This is a genomic window from Glutamicibacter protophormiae, assembly GCF_014647495.1.
In the GTDB taxonomy this organism is placed as follows: domain Bacteria; phylum Actinomycetota; class Actinomycetes; order Actinomycetales; family Micrococcaceae; genus Glutamicibacter; species Glutamicibacter protophormiae.
Genome location: NZ_BMPH01000003.1, coordinates 160,751 through 177,130 on the forward strand (window position 1 = coordinate 160,751; position 16,380 = coordinate 177,130).

A 16,380-nucleotide genomic window follows, 5' to 3' on the forward strand; every position below is an offset into this window, starting at 1 on the left:
TCCCTCTGGTTTGGCTCAAGCAGCCGCCTGTTTATGCTGACCAACGTCGCCAGTAGTTATCCGCGGCTTGCAGAAGGGGCCGTCTCGAGGTTCGAACGCCAATGAGTGGATAACCGGACAAGTGTTCCGGGGAGTTATTGTTTCCGATGTAATTGATGAGTAATAGCGCTGCAAATACGGGAAGTGAAACCAAGCTCGCCAACGTCAGCAGTACCGCATAACCTTTTCCCGGAGCCTGGCCTTGGCGCTTTTGAATTCGGAAACCTGCTGTGCGAGTACCGACGGTGACCCCAGCAGAATACGATATGAAATTGATCATCGCGGCAACCAAAATCCAGCCAATGGCCACGGCAGGAGCGGAATCGGGACCGAAATAAAGCATTCCCAACACTGGTAGCCATATCACCAACGAATCTGCGAATATCGCAGTAATCGCGGACGGCCAGTTCACGAGGTATTTGCGGGGCATGCTCACCGAATAATCATTGCATTCTTGTACAGCGACTTCGCCAACCCGTGTGACTTTGACAGAAGGATTTGGCTCAGCTGCTCGGTTCAGCATTCGACGGCTTCCCAAGGACATCGTGGCAGCGAACTTGAATGCTGAGTCTAATCCCTGCTGCGCACATGCTGTGCCAAGGCGACGGTCGACTGGGTCGGCAGCGCACCGTGGAAGTCGGCGGGGCGGGGCCCGCGCAGCGTGCGCAGGGCATAGACGATGACCACCAGATCCACGACCTCCTGCAGCAGGGCTCCGGTCACCGCCGGAATCACACCCGTGGTGGCGACCAGCATGAGCCCAACGCTCAGCCCGATGCCGATCCAGATGGCGCTATGCGCCACGCTCAGGGTGTAGCGGCTGATGGCCATCACCTGGGCCACCGGTCCGAGCGAATCACGCAGGACCACGGCGTCGGCGGCCTGCCCGGCCGCGGTGGAGCCGCGCGAGCCCATGGCCATGCCGATGTCCGCGGCGGCCAGTGCCGGGGCGTCGTTGGTGCCGTCGCCCAGCATCAGGACCGGCCGGGGCTGCATGTCCTTGAGCAGCTGGACTTTCTGTCCAGGGCGAAGCTCCGCTTCGACCTTGCCGATGCCCACTTGGGCGGCGACGCCCAGCGCTGTCTGTTCCACGTCGCCGGTAAGCATGACCTGGTTTTCCACGCCGTGGTCGCGCATCCAGCGCAGCACCGCGGAGGCTTCAGGGCGCGGTGCGTCGGCCATCAGAATCACGCCGGCGAAGCTGTTGTCCACTGCGACGTAGGCCGCGGACTGCCCCGGCTCAAGCTCGACCCGCTCCAGGGCCGGGTCCATGGCGGCGATGAACGACGGCTTGCCCACGGCTACCCGGCGCCCGTCGACCAGGGCGCTGACGCCGTTGGTGGCCACTTCCTGCGCGTCTTCGGCAGGAAGCAGCGGCAGCCCCCGGTCGGCAAGCGCAGCGGTCAGGCCCGCGGCCATGACATGGGTGGAGAACTGCTCAGCGGAGGCTACCAGCTGCAACAGTTCGTCCGGATCCAGCTGCGTCTGGATGCCGACCAGCGCGGGCCGGCCTGCGGTCAGGGTGCCGGTTTTGTCGAAGGCGGCGCTGCGGACCTTGGCGAGCTGCTCAAGTACGGCCCCGCCCTTGACCACCACACCTTCCTTGGAAGCGCGGGACATGCCGCCTAGGAAGGCGACCGGCACGGCAATCAGCAGGGGACAGGGGGTGGCGAGCACCAGGACCTGGGCGAAGCGCACCGGGTCTCCGGACACCGCCCAGGCGATGCCCGCAATCAGCAGGGACAGCAGGGTGAAGGGAATTGCGAACTTGTCGGCCAGCCGCACCACCGGTGCCTTGGAGTCCTGTGCCTGCCGTACCAGCGCGATGATCTGCTGGTACTGGCTGTCGCTGCTGCGTCGCAGCGCCTGCAGGTAGACGGCCTGCGAGCCGTTGACCGACCCCGACATCACCTCGGACCCCCTGGCATGGATCACCGGAAGCGGTTCGCCGGTCAGCGAGGATTCATCGAAGCTTCCAGTCTCGGAACGCATCAGGCCGTCGACGGGAACCAGCTCGCCGGGACGCACCAGCAACAGGTCGCCGACCTCCACCTGTTCCACCGGGACGTCGGTGACATCCTGGCCGGACTCATCCGCGGCGAGGTGGGCCTGCAGTGGGGAGCGGTCCAGCAGCGCGGAGAGCTCGCTGGTGGCCCGGCGCTGGGCGAAGTCCTCCAGGGCTTCGCCGCCGGAAAGCATCAGCACGATGATCAGGGACGCCAGGTACTCGCCGACCAGCAGACAGGCGATAATCGCCACGAGCGCCAGGATATCCAGTCCGTAGTGGCCGCGCAGCAGGTCCTTGACCATCCCGGCGCCGATCCATAGCACGGCGCCAGCGATGGCAATCCATGCGATCCACCGGCTGGCGGCGTCCATGCCGGCCAAGGCGGCGGCTCCCGTGGCGAGCAGGGCGATGACCGCCGCGGCCAACAGCGGATAGCGTCGAATCAGTTGTCCCAGCTTCACGATGTCTCCCTATCGACCGGTCAGCGCCTGTGTATCGAATAGTCTCACCATAGCAATGATGGCCGGTCCGGAGCCGGGATTCGTCTGGCGGTGAAGTCCAACAGGGGAGTCGTGACGGTAACTTCAAACAGCTCTTCAGAACCGCCTAGGAGTCATGATCGGGATGCTGATCATCACTATTCCGGTGGAGTTCCGTTTCCTTCGTGGATCTCTTGATCAGCTTATAGACCACGATGGCCAGAACCACGGTGATGACCAGAGGGAGGACGTAGAAGACAACTACTTCATGCGCGTTGGGTATTAATGGATTCATGCACCCCCACACTACAGGCAGGGGACGTCGGCCGTGCTGAAATCTGGTCCCAGGGCCGGGGCCGAAGGCCGGTTAAGCAACAGCGGGGAGGCCCGTAGGCCTCCCCGCTGTGATGAAGTATTTTACTTCTGGAATTCCGATGCTGCTGCAACCAATTCCTCGGCCTTGTCGGCGCGGCCCATGAGGTGCATCGGCACCGCGAAGGCGATGACGGTCAGACCGAAGCAGAGGATGGAAGGAATCCAGGCATTTTCAAAAGTCCAGAACGACAGCGAGTACAACGCGCCTGCGAAGACCGCGAAGAAGATAACGAAGGCGACCAGGTTGCCAGCCAGACGACCTTCACCGGAATGGGCAGTGTTCTTGCCGTTCGAGTACACTTTTGCTCCTTGTTGACTTTTGGTGCGGCTGCCTAGTAGCTGGAACCGCTTTGCTCTCCCTCTAGGATAGCAACTCCTGAGCTGGAACCTAGCCTTGTTGCACCGGCTTCAATCATGGCGCGCGCTGTTTCCAGGCTGCGTACGCCGCCGGAGGCCTTCACACCCATCTCGGCGCCGACGGTGCGGCGCATCAGCGCCACATCTTCCACGGTGGCTCCGCCGGTGGAGAATCCGGTGGAGGTCTTGACGAAATCGGCACCGGCGGCCTTGGCGGCTTCGCAGGCAAGGACCTTTGCGTCTTCGGTCAGCAGGCAGGTCTCGATGATGACCTTCAGGATCGCTCCGCCCTCATGGGCGGCCTGGGCGATGGCGAAGATCTCATTGACCAGCGCGTCGCGGTCCCCGCGCAGGGCGGCGGCGATGTCGATGACCATGTCGATCTCGTTCGCGCCGTCGGCGACGGCCTGTGTGGTTTCGAACACCTTGGTGGCGGTGGCGGAGGCGCCCAGCGGGAAGCCGATCACCGTGCAGGTCAGCACGTTCGTGCCTTCCAGTTCGCGGGCGACGGTCGAAGTCCACACCGGGTTCACGCAGACGGACTTGAATTCGTACTTCTTGGCCTCGTCGCAGATCGTCGTGATCTGTTCGCGTGAGGCGTTGGCCGCCAGCAGGGTGTGGTCGATGTAGCCGGCGATGTCGCGGGCGCTTAGTTCAGTCATGATGTCCTCGAATTGTTGGTGCCGCGTTTCCGGGCGGCAGGTATCAGTTGGCGTTCAGGTACGCGGCCAGTTGTTCCTTGATGGCCAGGACCTGGGTTGTGGCATCGAGGCGCGCCTGGGCGACCTGTGCGATGTCATCAACCGGCTCGATGGTTTCCAGGTAGCACTTCAGCTTCGGCTCCGTTCCCGACGGGCGGATGATGACACGCGCCCCGGAGAAGGTATGCAGCACCATGGCATCGGTGGCCGGAAGCCTTTCGGAGCCCTGGGAGAGGTCGGTGACCTCGCTGACCGCGGATCCGCCCAGATGCTCCGGGGGATTGGTGCGGATCTTGTCCATGAGCACGGGAATCTGAGCCAGGTCGGTGAATCGCAGCGACAGCTGGTCGGTGACGTGCACGCCATGGCGGGCGGCCAGCTCATCCAGCCGCTGCGGGATGCTGCTGCCTGCGGCCTTCAGCTGCGAGGCAAGATCAGCGAGCATCACACCGGCGGAGATGCCGTCCTTGTCGCGCACCAGGTCCGGGGCGACGCAGTAGCCCAGCGCCTCCTCGTACCCGAAACCCAGGTTCTCCACGCGGGAGATCCACTTGAAGCCGGTCAGGGTTTCCTCGTGTTCGCGCCCGGCATCCTTGGCGATGGCTGCCAGCATGCGCGAGGAAACGATGGAATTGCCCAGCTTGCGGCCCTCGGGCAGGCGGGTGGCCAGATGGTCGCCCAGCAGCCAGCCCACTTCGTCGCCGCGCAGCATGCGCCAGGCGCCCTGGTCTTCCACGGCCGCGGCGCAGCGGTCGGCGTCCGGGTCGTTGGCGATCACCAGATCCGCCCCGACCTCTCGGGCCAGCGCCAGCGACAGATCGATGGCGCCCGGCTCCTCGGGGTTGGGGAACTTCACGGTCGGGAACTCCGGGTCCGGGTGCTCCTGCGCGGCGACCATGTGCACGTCACCGAACCCGGCGTTCAGCAGGGCCTGGCGCATGGTGTGCCCGCCCACGCCGTGCATGGCGCTGACCACCACACGCAGCTGGCCGCGGTCAGGCTGCGGCTCGACGACCGGGCCGATGGCGGCCAGATACTCGGCTTCGATATCGCCCTCGGTGCCGGCATCGGGCAGTATCTGCCATCCCGAGTCCGCCTGCGGGATCTGGGAGACCGGCTGACCATGGTCGATCAGCGCCGCAATCCGTGCGTCGACAGGGGAGACGATCTGCGCGCCGCGGCCGGCGTCGTCCGAGGCGCGGCCGCCGATGTAGACCTTGTAGCCGTTGTCGCGCGGAGGGTTGTGGCTCGCGGTGACCATGATGCCGGCCTCCGCGGAAAAGCGGCGTACCGCCCAGGCCAGCACAGGGGTGGGCAGCGGTGCAGGCATCAGCAGCACCTCGAAGCCCGCGGCGGTGAACACCGCGGCCGAATCCCGGGCAAACACATCCGAGTTGTAGCGGGCGTCGAAGCCGATGACCACCTTCGGGGTGTAGGCGCTATCGGCCTGCTGCCCCAGGAAGCGGGCGATGCCCGCGGCGGTGCGCAGCACCACCACGCGGTTCATCCGCATGGGGCCCGCACCGAGTTCGGCGCGCAACCCGGCGGTGCCGAACTCCAGCACGCCGCTGAAGCGGTCGGCCAGATCCTCCATTGCGGCGGCGTCCGACCGCGCGCGGGAGACCAGCTCCTGCAGTTCGGCGCGGGTGGCATCATCCGGATCCGCGGACGCCCAAGCGGTCGCGGTCTCCAGCAGCTGGTGCTGTGCGGATTCGTTCTCCATGGTTCTCCCTGCTTAGTTCTTACTCACACGCGCGTCACGGGGCGGACGCCGGTTGGCTGCCGCCCCGCCGGAGCCTAGAGGCGCGCGATGATCTGCGCCAGGAGCTTGGAAATACGCGGGCCGGCGGCTTGGCCTGCCTCGATGACTTCCTCGTGGCTCAGCGGCACCGGGCTGATGCCGGCGGCCAGGTTGGTCACCAGGGACATGCCGAAGATTTCCATGCCGGCGTGGCGCGCGGCGATGGCTTCCAAAGCGGTGGACATGCCCACCAGGTCGGCGCCGATGCGCTTGGCCATCTGGACTTCGGCCGGGGTCTCGTAATGCGGGCCGGTGAACTGGGCGTACACGCCCTCGTCCAGGGTGGCATCGACCTCGCGGGCGATGCCGCGGATGCGCGAGGAATACAGGTCGGTCAAGTCAACGAAGGTCGCACCCTCCAGCGGGGAGGCGGCGGTCAGGTTGATGTGGTCGGAGATCATGACCGGGGTGCCCGGAGCCCAGTTCTCGTTCAGGCCGCCGCAGCCGTTGGTCAGCACCAGCTGGGTGCAGCCGGCGGCCGCCGCGGTGCGGATCGGGTGGACCACTGCGCGCACGCCGCGGCCCTCGTAGAAGTGGGTGCGGGCGCCGAGCACCAGCACGCGCTTGCCGGATTCGGTCAGGATCGAGGAAATGGTGCCGTGGTGGCCGGGCACCGCGGCGGCGTGGAAGCCTGGAATCGCGGTGGCATCCAGGGTGTGGGTAGTTTCGCCGACCAGCTCTACGGCCTGTCCCCAGCCGGAGCCGAGGACCAGGGCGATGTCATGCTGTGCTACGCCGGTCTGCTCGGCGATCGCCTGGGCAGCCTCGGAAGCGAGAACTTGTGGGTCATTATGCATATCAGTCACGTGAAATACGCTACCGCCCACGGGGCGCTTTGTCAGGTGAAACTAGTGCTTCACAACCAAAATCACGCCAGACCTCCTGCGGCGACGATGTGCGCAATATCCGCCCATGGTGAACAATGGTATCCGTGAGCGCAGAACGTAGGAACGAAGCAACCCGATTGGTAATTCTCGGCGGCGGCCCGGGCGGATATGAGGCAGCCATGGGCGCGGCCCAGCTGGGAGCCAACGTCACCGTGGTGGAACGTGCGGGCATGGGTGGTTCAGCCGTGCTGACTGACGTTGTGCCGTCGAAGACCTTGATCGCCACCGCGGATGCGGTGCGACGCGTGAAGCACGCTGAGACCTTCGGTGTCCACGTGGATGGACTGGATTCGGCAGTAACCGACTTTTCGGTGGTCAACCACCGTTTGCTGGACCTTGCCAAGGAGCAGTCCGGCGATATCCGCACCACCTTGGAACGTGCCGGCGTGCGCATCATCATTGGCGAAGGCCGCCTGGTGGACAACCGCACCGTCCATGTATCGCGCCCCGACGGGTCCGAGCAGACCGTTGAGGCCGACGCGATCCTGTTGGCGGTTGGTGCGCATCCGCGCGAGCTTCCCACTGCCAAGCCGGATGGGGAGCGCATCTTCAACTGGACCCAGATCTACAACATGAACGAGGTGCCCGAGCACCTGATCGTGATCGGCTCCGGTGTGACCGGTGCCGAGTTCGCTTCCGCCTACAACTTGCTGGGCGCCAAGGTGACCTTGGTCTCCTCGCGCGACCGCGTGCTTCCTGGCGAGGATGCCGATGCGGCCGGCGTGCTGGAGGATGTCTTCAAGTCCAACGGCGTGAATGTCGTGGCGCAGGCCCGCGCCGAAGGCGTGGAGCGCAAGGGGGACAAGGTCTTCGTGACCCTGGCCGACGGCCGCGTGCTGGAAGGCAGCCACTGCCTGGTTGCCGTGGGTTCCATTCCGAACACCGAGGGCTTGGGCTTGGAAGAGGCCGGCGTGCAGCTGACCAAGTCCGGGCACATCCAGGTTGACGGCGTCTCCCGCACCACCGCGACCAACATCTACGCCGCCGGCGACTGCACCGGCGTATTCGCGCTGGCCTCCGTTTCCGCAATGCAGGGGCGTATTGCCGTCGCCCACCTGCTGGGCGATTCGGTAAAGCCGCTGAACCTGGACCTGGTGGCATCGAACATCTTCACCTCCCCTGAGATCGCAACTGTCGGCGTGACCCAGCGGGCCGTGGCTGAAGGCAAGTACCAGGCCAATATCATCAAGGTCGACCTGAACACCAACGCCCGCGCCAAGATGATGAACGTTGACCAGGGTTTCGTGAAGATCGTCTCCCGCAAGGGTTCGGGAACCGTGATCGGCGGCGTTGTCGTGGCACCGCGCGCCAGCGAACTGATCTTCTCGCTGGCCTTGGCCGTACAGAATTCGTTGCATGTGGATGACGTGGCGGAGACCTTCACGGTCTACCCGTCGCTGTCCGGTTCGTTGGCCGAGGCAGCGCGCCGCCTGCACCGGCACAGCTAGTCGCAATAGCCGCTGGGCCGCCGCTCTTTCCGAACTTCGGAAAGGGCGGCGGCCTTTCCCATTTGTGACATCGACTAAAGCAGATTTGTTCTCTGGATCTTCACAGAACGCGATTGCTCTGATATGGAGTTTGAAGAGATGGTACTAGTCATCCCGTATTCAAGGGACTACGAATTTGTGCAGGTCGGAGCCTGAATCATCGGTGAGTGATTGACGCATTCGAATCAAATGTCCAAATAGTGGACACCGGTATCCGTATGCTGAGCACGCGGGTTTAGGATTGTTACATTCGATTATCGCTCATCACTAAGGAGAAGCCTCCATGTCGAAGGCTAATACCGCGGTAGCGCCAAAGGAGAATACCCGTGGCCGGGTGCTGTTTGCCAGCATGATCGGCACCACGGTGGAGTTCTTCGACTTTTATGCGTATGCCACTGCATCTGTGCTGGTTTTCCCGGCCCTGTTCTTCCCGAACGCAACGACGATCAACGCGATCCTCTCCTCGTTCGCCATCTTCGGCGTGGCTTTCATTGCCCGCCCGCTGGGTTCGGTCGTCTTCGGCCATTACGGCGACAAGCTCGGCCGCAAGGGCACGCTGGTTGCTTCGCTGCTGCTGATGGGCATTTCGACATTCCTGATCGGTTTCCTGCCTCCGGCGCAGGGCATGTGGACCGTGCTGGCGCCGACGGCGCTGGTGCTGTTGCGCTTCGCCCAGGGCCTGGCATTGGGCGGCGAATGGTCGGGTGCCGCATTGCTGGCCACCGAGAACGCCCCGAAGAACAAGCGCGCGATCTACGGAACCTTCCCGCAGCTGGGAGCCCCGGTCGGCTTCATCATCGCCAACTTGATGTTCGTGCTCCTGCAGACCTCGCTGACTCCCGAGCAATTCATGGCCTGGGGCTGGCGCATTCCGTTCTACTTCTCGGCTGTCATGGTCGTCATCGGACTGTGGGTCCGCCTGAAGCTGGTTGAATCGCTTTCCTTCCAGAAGGTGATTTCGCAGGACAAGGTCCTCAAATCGCCATTCAAGGCAACCATGAGGCACCACTGGCGCCCGGTTGTTGCCGGTACCTTCATCATGGTGGCCACCTACGTGCTCTTCTACCTGATGACTTCCTTCACCTTGACCTACGGCACCGCTCCTGCCACCGAGGAAGCGGCCCGCGCCGCGGCCGAGGCCAAGGGCAAGGTCTTCGACGCTGCCGGGTTCGTCCCGGGCCTGGGCATCGATCGTCCGGTCTTCTTGACGATGCTGATCATCGGCGTGGTGTTCTTCGGTATCTTCACCGTGGCCTCCGGACCGCTGGCCGAGAAGTTCGGCCGTCGCAAGTTCCTGATCTGGGTCACCGTGGCGATCCTGATCTTCGGCGCCGGCTGGACGCTGTTCTTCGGTCCGGGCCAGGCCGCCGCCATGGTGGGCCTGATCGTTGGCTTCACCCTGATGGGCCTCACTTTCGGCCCGATGGCCGCATACCTGCCTGAGCTGTTCCCGTCGAACGTGCGCTACACCGGCTCGGCCATCGCCTACAACATGTCTTCCGTGATCGGTGCTGCCCCGGCCTCGTTCGTGGCCATCGCACTGTGGAATGCCGGTGGCGGCAACACCGTGGGCGTGGGCATCTACCTGGCCATCGGTGCAGTCCTGACCCTGGTTGCACTGTTCATGACCCGCGATACTTCGGATGTGGACATGGAAGAGTTCGTCGAGTAACTAACTCCGGCGTGATGCGCAGATGACGCACGAATAGCCCGTATCAACCTTTCGAGGTTGGTACGGGCTTTTCTATTTTCCTAAAAACTAAACAGCGGGTGCTCTGCCATTCATCCAAATGACAATGTCGAGGACTCTAAGAAGAGACAACTTGTGCGCGGCAGGGACACTTGCGCGCAGTACCCGGGCGAAATCTTGTACGGGTTGGTATTCTTCCTCAGTTAGTTGCATTGCCTCCCACCACATCTGCCAGAAATCGCGATCCGTTGCTTCCAGCTCCGCAAGGACAATGCTGTCCTGTATCGGAACCAAATGGGGACGCTTTCGAGCCATGAGTTTGCTTGTAAGAACGGGCCCCATGCCCCATAACTTTTCGGAAGGACTACGCCGGAGAGTATTCCACAGCCGCTGTAGTGCGGAGTGTTCGTCGTACATGGTGAAAGTGCATGAGGGATCATTAATCGCAAGATTAGTTGGGATAGAAGACAAGATCTCGGAGATTTCATTTTTCCGTGTCTCAAGAAATGCCCAAGCTGCTCGCGGCGGCACATTTACAGAAAGAAATGAGACCGCCACGATGTCACTAGCCGTGATTTCATTAGGATTTTCGTCATGAACGGCGAGTTCATCGAAATGCCGCCCGACAAATGCATCGTGGCCGGAGGCAGCATTGCCCTCCAAATATGTAGATAAATGCTGAATGGCCAAATGGTTTGGCGTCAATTTGCCAGTTTCAAAATTTCCGAGCTCATTACTGAGGTAGTCGAGCACCAAACGATCAGGATTGTCATCGAGATTTCTAAGCAAGGTTGTTCCTCATCACTATGGTTTTCTGTGGGGAATATCGTCAATCTAATTTTGCCTTCATTCAGCACGCAGTACTTGAATTGCCCCCAATGTGAATGACACGGCATCAGATATGCCCTTACATCAGCGTTCCGATCGTGGAAGCATGGCACTCACGAACGAAGTATCGGTGATGAGGAGCCAGCATGAAAATCGCAGTGGCCGGAGGGACCGGAGTTATCGGGAAGCAGGTTGTCCAGAAAGTCGATGCCGCAGGACATGAACCCATCGTGCTTTCTCGCTCGGCGGGGTGCGACCTCACCAATGAGCATTCAGTGCGCCGGTGGCTGGTTGGTTGCGAAGCAGTGATTGACGTATCCGGGTCGTCGACGACCAGTGCTTCGGCGTCCATGCGCTATTTCACGCAGTCCACGGCCAACCTCTTGATCGCCGGCCGTGAGTCCGGAGTGCGAAACCACGTGGCCCTGTCCATTGTCGGCGCGGCGCAGATCGACGCCGGATACTATGCGGGCAAGGCGGCTCAGGAGCGGATGCTGCGCGTCCTGCCCGGCGGCTATACGCTGCTGCGCACCACGCAGTTCCATGAATTTATCGGGCAAACCATCAATCGGCTCTCTGCAGGACCGGTGCAGGTGGCACCCAAGATGCGCCTGCAGCCGATTGCCGGCAGCGAAGTGGCTCAGGCCTTGGTCGAGTTGGCTGTGCAACCGGTAGCGGGAATCGTGCAGGAGCTGGCCGGACCCAGGGAAGAATGGATGCCCCAGCTCTTCGCCCAATACCTGGCCAAGAAGAACCAGTCTCCGAGGATTGTCGAGGTGCCGTTGCCCGGAGCGATGGGCAAGGCCATGCGCGAAGGAGGGATCCTGCCCGGGCCGGGCGCAAGGCTCGGGATCGAAACCTACAGTGATTGGTTGGCCAATCAGTAGTGCAAGAGTCGGGCGGAATCTTGAACAACCAGCGCATTCACGGCATAGGGGATTGCAGAGCCGAGGCAAGCGAGAGTTGGGGGAAATGAACGAGTTCGATCTATACCCGGATGACACAGGAGGATTCGATGTCCGAGTCGATGGGCGTTTCCTTCGGGACATTTTGTCGGAGGCTGAGGAAGAGCGATTCCCCTTCATTTCCCTGCTGCGACGGAGTCTGAGTCCGAGCGTTCTGGAGATGCAATTAAGGCGATTTTGCGGCGATGCTCCAGGAGAGTTCTATCCGCATCGGGTCTGGCTATATTTTTGCCCGGTATGTTTTGATGAAGGCTGCGGGGGTGTCAGCGTCAATATACAAACTTCGGGGGAGCATGTCATATGGAGCAATTTCTGCTTTGACAGCGAACCTGAAGAAGGGGAAACGGAGCAGGGCTTGCTTGAAGAAGACGATGCGCTTCTGGAAGTGGGACCGTTGATTTTCGACAAGACCAAGTATCTGGCAGCCGTGACATCCCTAGGCAACGACCTATTAGGCCGTCGCAGGATATGAGACTCCTGGTCAGCAGGGAATACGTGTCTGCTATGGCGGTATTCGACCGGCACGCCGCGTTGGAGGGAATCGGATGCCGGAGGGCTTGGTTCGCGTGCTGCGCGAACCAAGCCCCGACGTTGCGTGGAACTCCTACTTCTCGTCGTTGATCGAAGCGATCACGGCGCCCGAGGACAGCGTCTCGCCCGGGGTGACTTCCAAGCCTGCAATGATGCCGTCGCGGTGCGCGGTGATCGGCTGTTCCATCTTCATGGCTTCCAGCACCACAATCAGGTCGCCCTCGGAGACCTCGGCGCCGTTCTCCACGGCAACCTTCACGATGGTGCCCTGCATCGGTGAGCGCAGCTCGGCGCTGTTGGCCCCGGCGGCGCCGGCGGCCTTGCGGCCCGGCTTGCGCTTCTTCTTGGCTGCGGTGCTCTTTTCCGCACCGTTGGAGGACACCGAGCCCAGCGACGCCGGAAGGGTCACCTCCAGGCGCTTGCCGCCCACCTCGACGGTGACGGTGGTGCGCTCGGCATCCTGCTCCTCGGCCTGTTCGGCAGGGAACGGGTGCGGAGCAATGAAGGTGTCGAATTCGGTCTCGATCCAGCGGGTGTGCACCCGGAACGGTCCCTCGGCCGGAACGAATGCCTGGTCGCTCATCACGGCGCGGTGGAACGGCAGCACGGTGGCCATGCCCTCGATCTGGAATTCCTCCAGCGCGCGGCGGGCACGGGCGGCGGCGATCTCACGGGTCGGCCCGGTGACGATCAGCTTGGAGATCATCGAGTCGAAGTTGCCCGAGACGCTCTCGCCCTGCTCGATGCCCGAGTCGACGCGGACGCCCGGACCGGATGGCAGGTTCATCTTGGTGATGGTGCCCGGGGTCGGCATGAAGCCGCGGCCGGCGTCTTCGCCGTTGATGCGGAACTCGAAGGAGTGGCCGCGCAGCTCGGGGTCGCCATAGCCCAGCTCTTCGCCGCGGGCGATGCGGAACTGCTCGCGCACCAGGTCCATGCCGGCGACCTCTTCGGAGACCGGGTGCTCAACCTGCAGGCGGGTGTTGACCTCGAGGAAGGAAATGACACCGTCCTGGCCCACGAGGAATTCGCAGGTGCCGGCGCCGGAGTAGTTGGCCTCGCGCAGGATGGCCTTGGAGGATTCGTACAACCGGGTGACCTGTTCTTCGCTCAGGTACGGGGCCGGAGCCTCTTCCACGAGCTTCTGGTTGCGGCGCTGCAGCGAGCAGTCGCGGGTGGACACCACCACGACGTTGCCGTGCACGTCGGCCAGGCACTGGGTCTCCACATGGCGCGGGGCGTCCAGGAAGCGCTCGATGAAGCATTCGCCGCGGCCGAAGGCTGCAACGGCTTCGCGGACGGCGGAGTCGTACATCTCGCCGATTTCCTCGCGGTTGCGCACCACCTTGATGCCGCGTCCGCCGCCGCCGTAGGCGGCCTTGATGGCCAGCGGCAACCCGTATTCGTCGGCGAACGCGTAGACTTCCTCGGCGGACTCGACAGGGTCCTTGGTGCCGGGCACCAGCGGGGCACCGACCTTCTCCGCGATATGGCGGGCCTTGACCTTGTCGCCCAACTTGTCGATGGCTTCTGGGGGCGGGCCGATCCACGTCAGGCCGGCGTCGATGACAGCCTGGGCGAACTCGGCATTCTCCGAGAGGAAGCCGTAGCCCGGGTGGATGGCGTCTGCACCGGAGCGTTCTGCGGCGTCCAGGATCTTCTCAATGCGAAGGTACGATTCGGCTGCGGTGGTGCCGCCCAGCGCGTAGGCCTCGTCGGCCAGGCGCACGTGCAGGGCATCGCGGTCGGAGTCTGCATAGACGGCAACCGATTCGATTCCTTCATCGCGGGCGGCACGGATAATGCGCACTGCAATTTCGCCGCGGTTGGCGATCAGTACCTTCGTCAATGGATTCATCATGAACCTTGTCTTCAAAAATTGGGGGTTTCTCACCTAGGAGCCTATCGTTTTTGTGGGAACTATATGTAGTTAACCGCTCAAACCGGGGTGTTTGGCCAGAAACTTTGGAGGATTCCTACAAAATGGGCCTCCCGATGATGAAAGCCTGTTGCGGCCGGCTCCGGCGCATCCGTGGTGCACGGGTCGAGGGCCCGGAAGTCGCAAACGGCTCGACGGGATGAATTCCGCTGGATCTAGCTCATAAGCGCCGGCAACAGGTCCCTGCTTGTTCCCTCCGAGGCAGGCTTAGGCACGTGCCCGGTGGCGCCGCACGGCCGCACGATTCGCGCAGCGGACACAGCAGTATCGCTGGCGCCCATTACGCGTCACGTCCACCACGACGTTGGCGCACGGGGAGGCTTCACAGCGGTGCAGCCGGTGCATGCCGCGGGTGGTCAGGTGCAACGCGGTACCGGTGCAGATGACCGAGCGGAGAACTTGTGGCATGCTTTGGCCGTCGTCGCGGTAGTGCAGATGCCAGCCCTCGTTGTCATGGTCGACGAGGCGCGGATGGGTTGCTGCCGAGGCCAGCTGGAGATTGAGCAGTTGCGCCCGTTCCCGGTCCGAGGGGGCGTCGACCACCTCAAGCCAATCATCAATCACCAAGCGTACTTTGGCGTGGTCGTCGGGCAGGCTGGGGAAGGGCATGGTCATGCCTACCTCACGGGTACGCTCTTCAATGCCGTCACGGTCCAAGGGCCAAGCGTTGGCCAGGGACGACGCGAGCAGGACGGCGTATTCGCCGTAAGGGTTGAGTTGCATAAGGTCATTACATCATGCTGATCTCATGACCTACATAGCCAGGGCCGAAAAGCCTGAAACCCTGAACCACAGCGACGGCGGCAAGCACAGCTGGGAAGTTGAATCCCGGCATTGGACCTCTGAGGGAGAGGTGCTCTACCAGCTCTGCAGCACCTGTTCCTGCCGTCGCCTGCAGCTGCGGCCATTCATGCTGCAATCATCGTTGCACGTCCATGAACTGCGGTAGAGACTTTTTAGGTTGCGCGGATGAAGCCCGCAACCGCGCAACGAAACTCCTAGCGCGAGACGACGTGCGGAATGAAATTCGCGAAGTTGTCGGTGATGGGCCCGTGGCTTTCGCGGATCGCGAGTCCCGAGGGTTCGCCGTCGATCATCCACACACCCAACACCGTGCTGACGTCCTTGCCCTCGTCTTCGCGGTGGAAGACCGGCGGCAAGGCGAGCTCCTGGAGAATGAAGCCTTCCTCGCCGTAGCCCTGGACTTCGCCCATGGTGAGCTCGCCGTTGGGGCGGTGCAGGGTGATGTCCGCGCCTTCGCGGCTGAGCAGCGGTTTGCGCACGTAGCCCAGGCGTTCCAGATAGGACGGCTGCTGGCCCTCGAACCACGCAGGCAGCAGATACTGCGAGCGGTCCGGGTCGTTGCCGAAGAGCTTCCACAGCACCGGCAGGATGGCCTTGGTGCTCCACAGCATCTTGTAGGGCGGTTCGATCCAGATGGTGCCGCCCTGATATGAGGCCCCGTTGAATCCGGAATCAAGCATGTCGTTGAACAGGTCGTCGGCGTGTTCGCTGTGGACCATGTGCTCCCACGGGTAGAGCTTGAAGATGACCTGGATCAGCGGTCCGTCTTCCCCGGCACGGTAGCGTCCGTCGCCGTCGACCCACAGGTTTTCGATGTAGATGGTTTCGGTGCGGTAGCCAGCCGCGGCGCAGGTGTCGCGCAGCACCAGCGTATTCATTTCATCCTCGTGGGAGGCGTCTTCTGCGCTGCAGGCGAAGTAGACCGTGGGCATGGCGCCGATCTTGCGCGTGATCAGCGCCAGGTTGCGCTGCCAGGCGACCACGAGGTCTTCGTACATGTTGGTCCACTGGGTGGCCCCCAGGCTGCGGTTGTCCTCAAACCATTCCCACTGCACGAGGGACTCGACCAGGGAGGTCGGGGTGTCGGCGTTGAATTCGTAGAGCTTCGGGATGCGCTGGTCCGCTTCCGGATGGTTCAGCCCGCCGAAGCGGAAGTCGAAGCGTCCGTATACCGAACCGCAGGCAGGCTCTTCGTTCCAGCTTTCGGCGATCGCGCGCATGGCTCGGGCGGGAATGCCGAAGCGTGCCAGGTCGGCAGCTCCTGCGGGGGAGAGCAGATAGTCCCCGGCCTCCTCCAGCATCGCGAAAACCGATGCGGAGGCGCGGTGCAGCACCTCGATTTCCTTGGGCGACAGCTCGTAGTAGGCGTCGTCGCGCCAATAGCGGTAGAGCTCGGGAGAGGTGCTCACCCGATCCTCATGGGTGTAGACCAATCCTGCGGCATTGACCTTGGCCAGGTAGCCCGGGCGGGCGGTAGTCATTTTGCGCT

16 protein-coding genes are annotated in these 16,380 nt (G+C 62.7%); 6 read left to right on the forward strand and 10 right to left on the reverse strand.

The window, feature by feature from the left end; genetic code table 11:
• Positions 1–31: 31 nt before the first annotated feature.
• Together IEY43_RS05050 and IEY43_RS05055 are read right to left on the reverse strand one after the other, a co-directional pair.
• Positions 32–562 (reverse strand): hypothetical protein, encoded by a 531-nt coding sequence (locus tag IEY43_RS05050; RefSeq protein ID WP_188947521.1) that lies wholly within the window; start codon positions 560–562, stop codon positions 32–34.
• Positions 563–609: 47 nt separating this feature from the next.
• Positions 610–2,508 carry a heavy metal translocating P-type ATPase gene (locus IEY43_RS05055; RefSeq protein ID WP_188947522.1) on the reverse strand — a complete coding sequence of 633 codons (1,899 nt, stop codon included), beginning with the start codon at positions 2,506–2,508 and terminating at the stop codon, positions 610–612.
• 154 nt (positions 2,509–2,662) lie between these two features.
• Here IEY43_RS05055 and IEY43_RS05060 point away from each other — a divergent pair, with 154 nt between their 5' ends.
• On the forward strand, positions 2,663–2,812 hold the full coding sequence (locus IEY43_RS05060; protein WP_188947523.1) for a hypothetical protein: 150 nt from the start codon (positions 2,663–2,665) through the stop codon (positions 2,810–2,812).
• Positions 2,813–2,943: 131 nt separating this feature from the next.
• Here the strand turns inward: IEY43_RS05060 and IEY43_RS05065 are convergent, their stop codons facing one another.
• The 4 genes from IEY43_RS05065 to IEY43_RS05080 form a co-directional block, all read right to left on the reverse strand.
• Positions 2,944–3,201 carry a hypothetical protein gene (locus tag IEY43_RS05065; protein WP_134780801.1) on the reverse strand — a complete coding sequence of 86 codons (258 nt, stop codon included), beginning with the start codon at positions 3,199–3,201 and terminating at the stop codon, positions 2,944–2,946.
• 32 nt (positions 3,202–3,233) lie between these two features.
• The gene (gene deoC, locus IEY43_RS05070) at positions 3,234–3,920 is read right to left on the reverse strand and encodes a deoxyribose-phosphate aldolase (RefSeq protein WP_188947524.1); all 687 of its coding nucleotides are present in this window, start codon (positions 3,918–3,920) and stop codon (positions 3,234–3,236) included.
• Positions 3,921–3,963: 43 nt separating this feature from the next.
• Positions 3,964–5,682, reverse strand: coding sequence for a phospho-sugar mutase (locus IEY43_RS05075; protein ID WP_188947525.1), 1,719 nt, complete (start codon positions 5,680–5,682; stop codon positions 3,964–3,966).
• 74 nt (positions 5,683–5,756) lie between these two features.
• Positions 5,757–6,557 (reverse strand): purine-nucleoside phosphorylase, encoded by an 801-nt coding sequence (locus tag IEY43_RS05080; protein ID WP_188947738.1) that lies wholly within the window; start codon positions 6,555–6,557, stop codon positions 5,757–5,759.
• 125 nt (positions 6,558–6,682) lie between these two features.
• Between IEY43_RS05080 and IEY43_RS05085 the strand changes: the two genes are divergently transcribed.
• Positions 6,683–8,095, forward strand: a complete 1,413-nt coding sequence (locus tag IEY43_RS05085) for an NAD(P)H-quinone dehydrogenase (RefSeq protein WP_188947526.1) — start codon at positions 6,683–6,685, stop codon at positions 8,093–8,095.
• A gap of 322 nt (positions 8,096–8,417) precedes the next feature.
• Positions 8,418–9,806, forward strand: a complete 1,389-nt coding sequence (locus tag IEY43_RS05090) for an MFS transporter (RefSeq protein WP_188947527.1) — start codon at positions 8,418–8,420, stop codon at positions 9,804–9,806.
• Between the two features lie 87 nt (positions 9,807–9,893).
• On the opposite strand, the gene IEY43_RS05095 is transcribed toward IEY43_RS05090, so the two are convergent.
• Positions 9,894–10,613 carry a DUF6308 family protein gene (locus IEY43_RS05095; protein WP_188947528.1) on the reverse strand — a complete coding sequence of 240 codons (720 nt, stop codon included), beginning with the start codon at positions 10,611–10,613 and terminating at the stop codon, positions 9,894–9,896.
• Between the two features lie 185 nt (positions 10,614–10,798).
• On the opposite strand from IEY43_RS05095, the gene IEY43_RS05100 reads away from it, so the two are divergent.
• Entirely contained in the window at positions 10,799–11,539 is a 741-nt protein-coding gene (locus IEY43_RS05100) for an SDR family oxidoreductase (protein ID WP_188947529.1), read from the forward strand.
• Positions 11,540–11,624: 85 nt separating this feature from the next.
• Positions 11,625–12,089 carry a hypothetical protein gene (locus tag IEY43_RS05105; RefSeq protein WP_188947530.1) on the forward strand — a complete coding sequence of 155 codons (465 nt, stop codon included), beginning with the start codon at positions 11,625–11,627 and terminating at the stop codon, positions 12,087–12,089.
• Between the two features lie 132 nt (positions 12,090–12,221).
• On the opposite strand, the gene IEY43_RS05110 is transcribed toward IEY43_RS05105, so the two are convergent.
• Entirely contained in the window at positions 12,222–14,006 is a 1,785-nt protein-coding gene (locus tag IEY43_RS05110; protein ID WP_188947739.1) for an acetyl/propionyl/methylcrotonyl-CoA carboxylase subunit alpha, read from the reverse strand.
• Positions 14,007–14,294: 288 nt separating this feature from the next.
• Entirely contained in the window at positions 14,295–14,810 is a 516-nt protein-coding gene (locus tag IEY43_RS05115; RefSeq protein WP_188947531.1) for a CGNR zinc finger domain-containing protein, read from the reverse strand.
• Between the two features lie 25 nt (positions 14,811–14,835).
• On the opposite strand from IEY43_RS05115, the gene IEY43_RS05120 reads away from it, so the two are divergent.
• The gene (locus tag IEY43_RS05120) at positions 14,836–15,036 is read left to right on the forward strand and encodes a hypothetical protein (RefSeq protein WP_188947532.1); all 201 of its coding nucleotides are present in this window, start codon (positions 14,836–14,838) and stop codon (positions 15,034–15,036) included.
• Positions 15,037–15,085: 49 nt separating this feature from the next.
• Here the strand turns inward: IEY43_RS05120 and IEY43_RS05125 are convergent, their stop codons facing one another.
• Positions 15,086–16,372, reverse strand: a complete 1,287-nt coding sequence (locus tag IEY43_RS05125) for a glutathionylspermidine synthase family protein (protein ID WP_188947533.1) — start codon at positions 16,370–16,372, stop codon at positions 15,086–15,088.
• Between the last annotated feature and the right edge of the window lie 8 nt (positions 16,373–16,380).

Excerpts from the sequence above, each read along its gene's own strand:
- IEY43_RS05050 (WP_188947521.1), bottom strand. The coding sequence starts at position 562 with ATGCTGAACCGAGCAGCTGAGCCAAATCCTTCTGTCAAAGTCACACGG.
- IEY43_RS05060 (WP_188947523.1), top strand. The coding sequence starts at position 2,663 with ATGATCGGGATGCTGATCATCACTATTCCGGTGGAGTTCCGTTTCCTT.
- deoC (WP_188947524.1), bottom strand. The coding sequence starts at position 3,920 with ATGACTGAACTAAGCGCCCGCGACATCGCCGGCTACATCGACCACACC.
- IEY43_RS05075 (WP_188947525.1), bottom strand. The coding sequence starts at position 5,682 with ATGGAGAACGAATCCGCACAGCACCAGCTGCTGGAGACCGCGACCGCT.
- IEY43_RS05080 (WP_188947738.1), bottom strand. The coding sequence starts at position 6,557 with ATGCATAATGACCCACAAGTTCTCGCTTCCGAGGCTGCCCAGGCGATC.
- IEY43_RS05085 (WP_188947526.1), top strand. The coding sequence starts at position 6,683 with ATGGTATCCGTGAGCGCAGAACGTAGGAACGAAGCAACCCGATTGGTA.
- IEY43_RS05090 (WP_188947527.1), top strand. The coding sequence starts at position 8,418 with ATGTCGAAGGCTAATACCGCGGTAGCGCCAAAGGAGAATACCCGTGGC.
- IEY43_RS05100 (WP_188947529.1), top strand. The coding sequence starts at position 10,799 with ATGAAAATCGCAGTGGCCGGAGGGACCGGAGTTATCGGGAAGCAGGTT.
- IEY43_RS05105 (WP_188947530.1), top strand. The coding sequence starts at position 11,625 with ATGAACGAGTTCGATCTATACCCGGATGACACAGGAGGATTCGATGTC.
- IEY43_RS05110 (WP_188947739.1), bottom strand. The coding sequence starts at position 14,006 with ATGAATCCATTGACGAAGGTACTGATCGCCAACCGCGGCGAAATTGCA.
- IEY43_RS05115 (WP_188947531.1), bottom strand. The coding sequence starts at position 14,810 with ATGCAACTCAACCCTTACGGCGAATACGCCGTCCTGCTCGCGTCGTCC.
- IEY43_RS05120 (WP_188947532.1), top strand. The coding sequence starts at position 14,836 with ATGACCTACATAGCCAGGGCCGAAAAGCCTGAAACCCTGAACCACAGC.
- IEY43_RS05125 (WP_188947533.1), bottom strand. The coding sequence starts at position 16,372 with ATGACTACCGCCCGCCCGGGCTACCTGGCCAAGGTCAATGCCGCAGGA.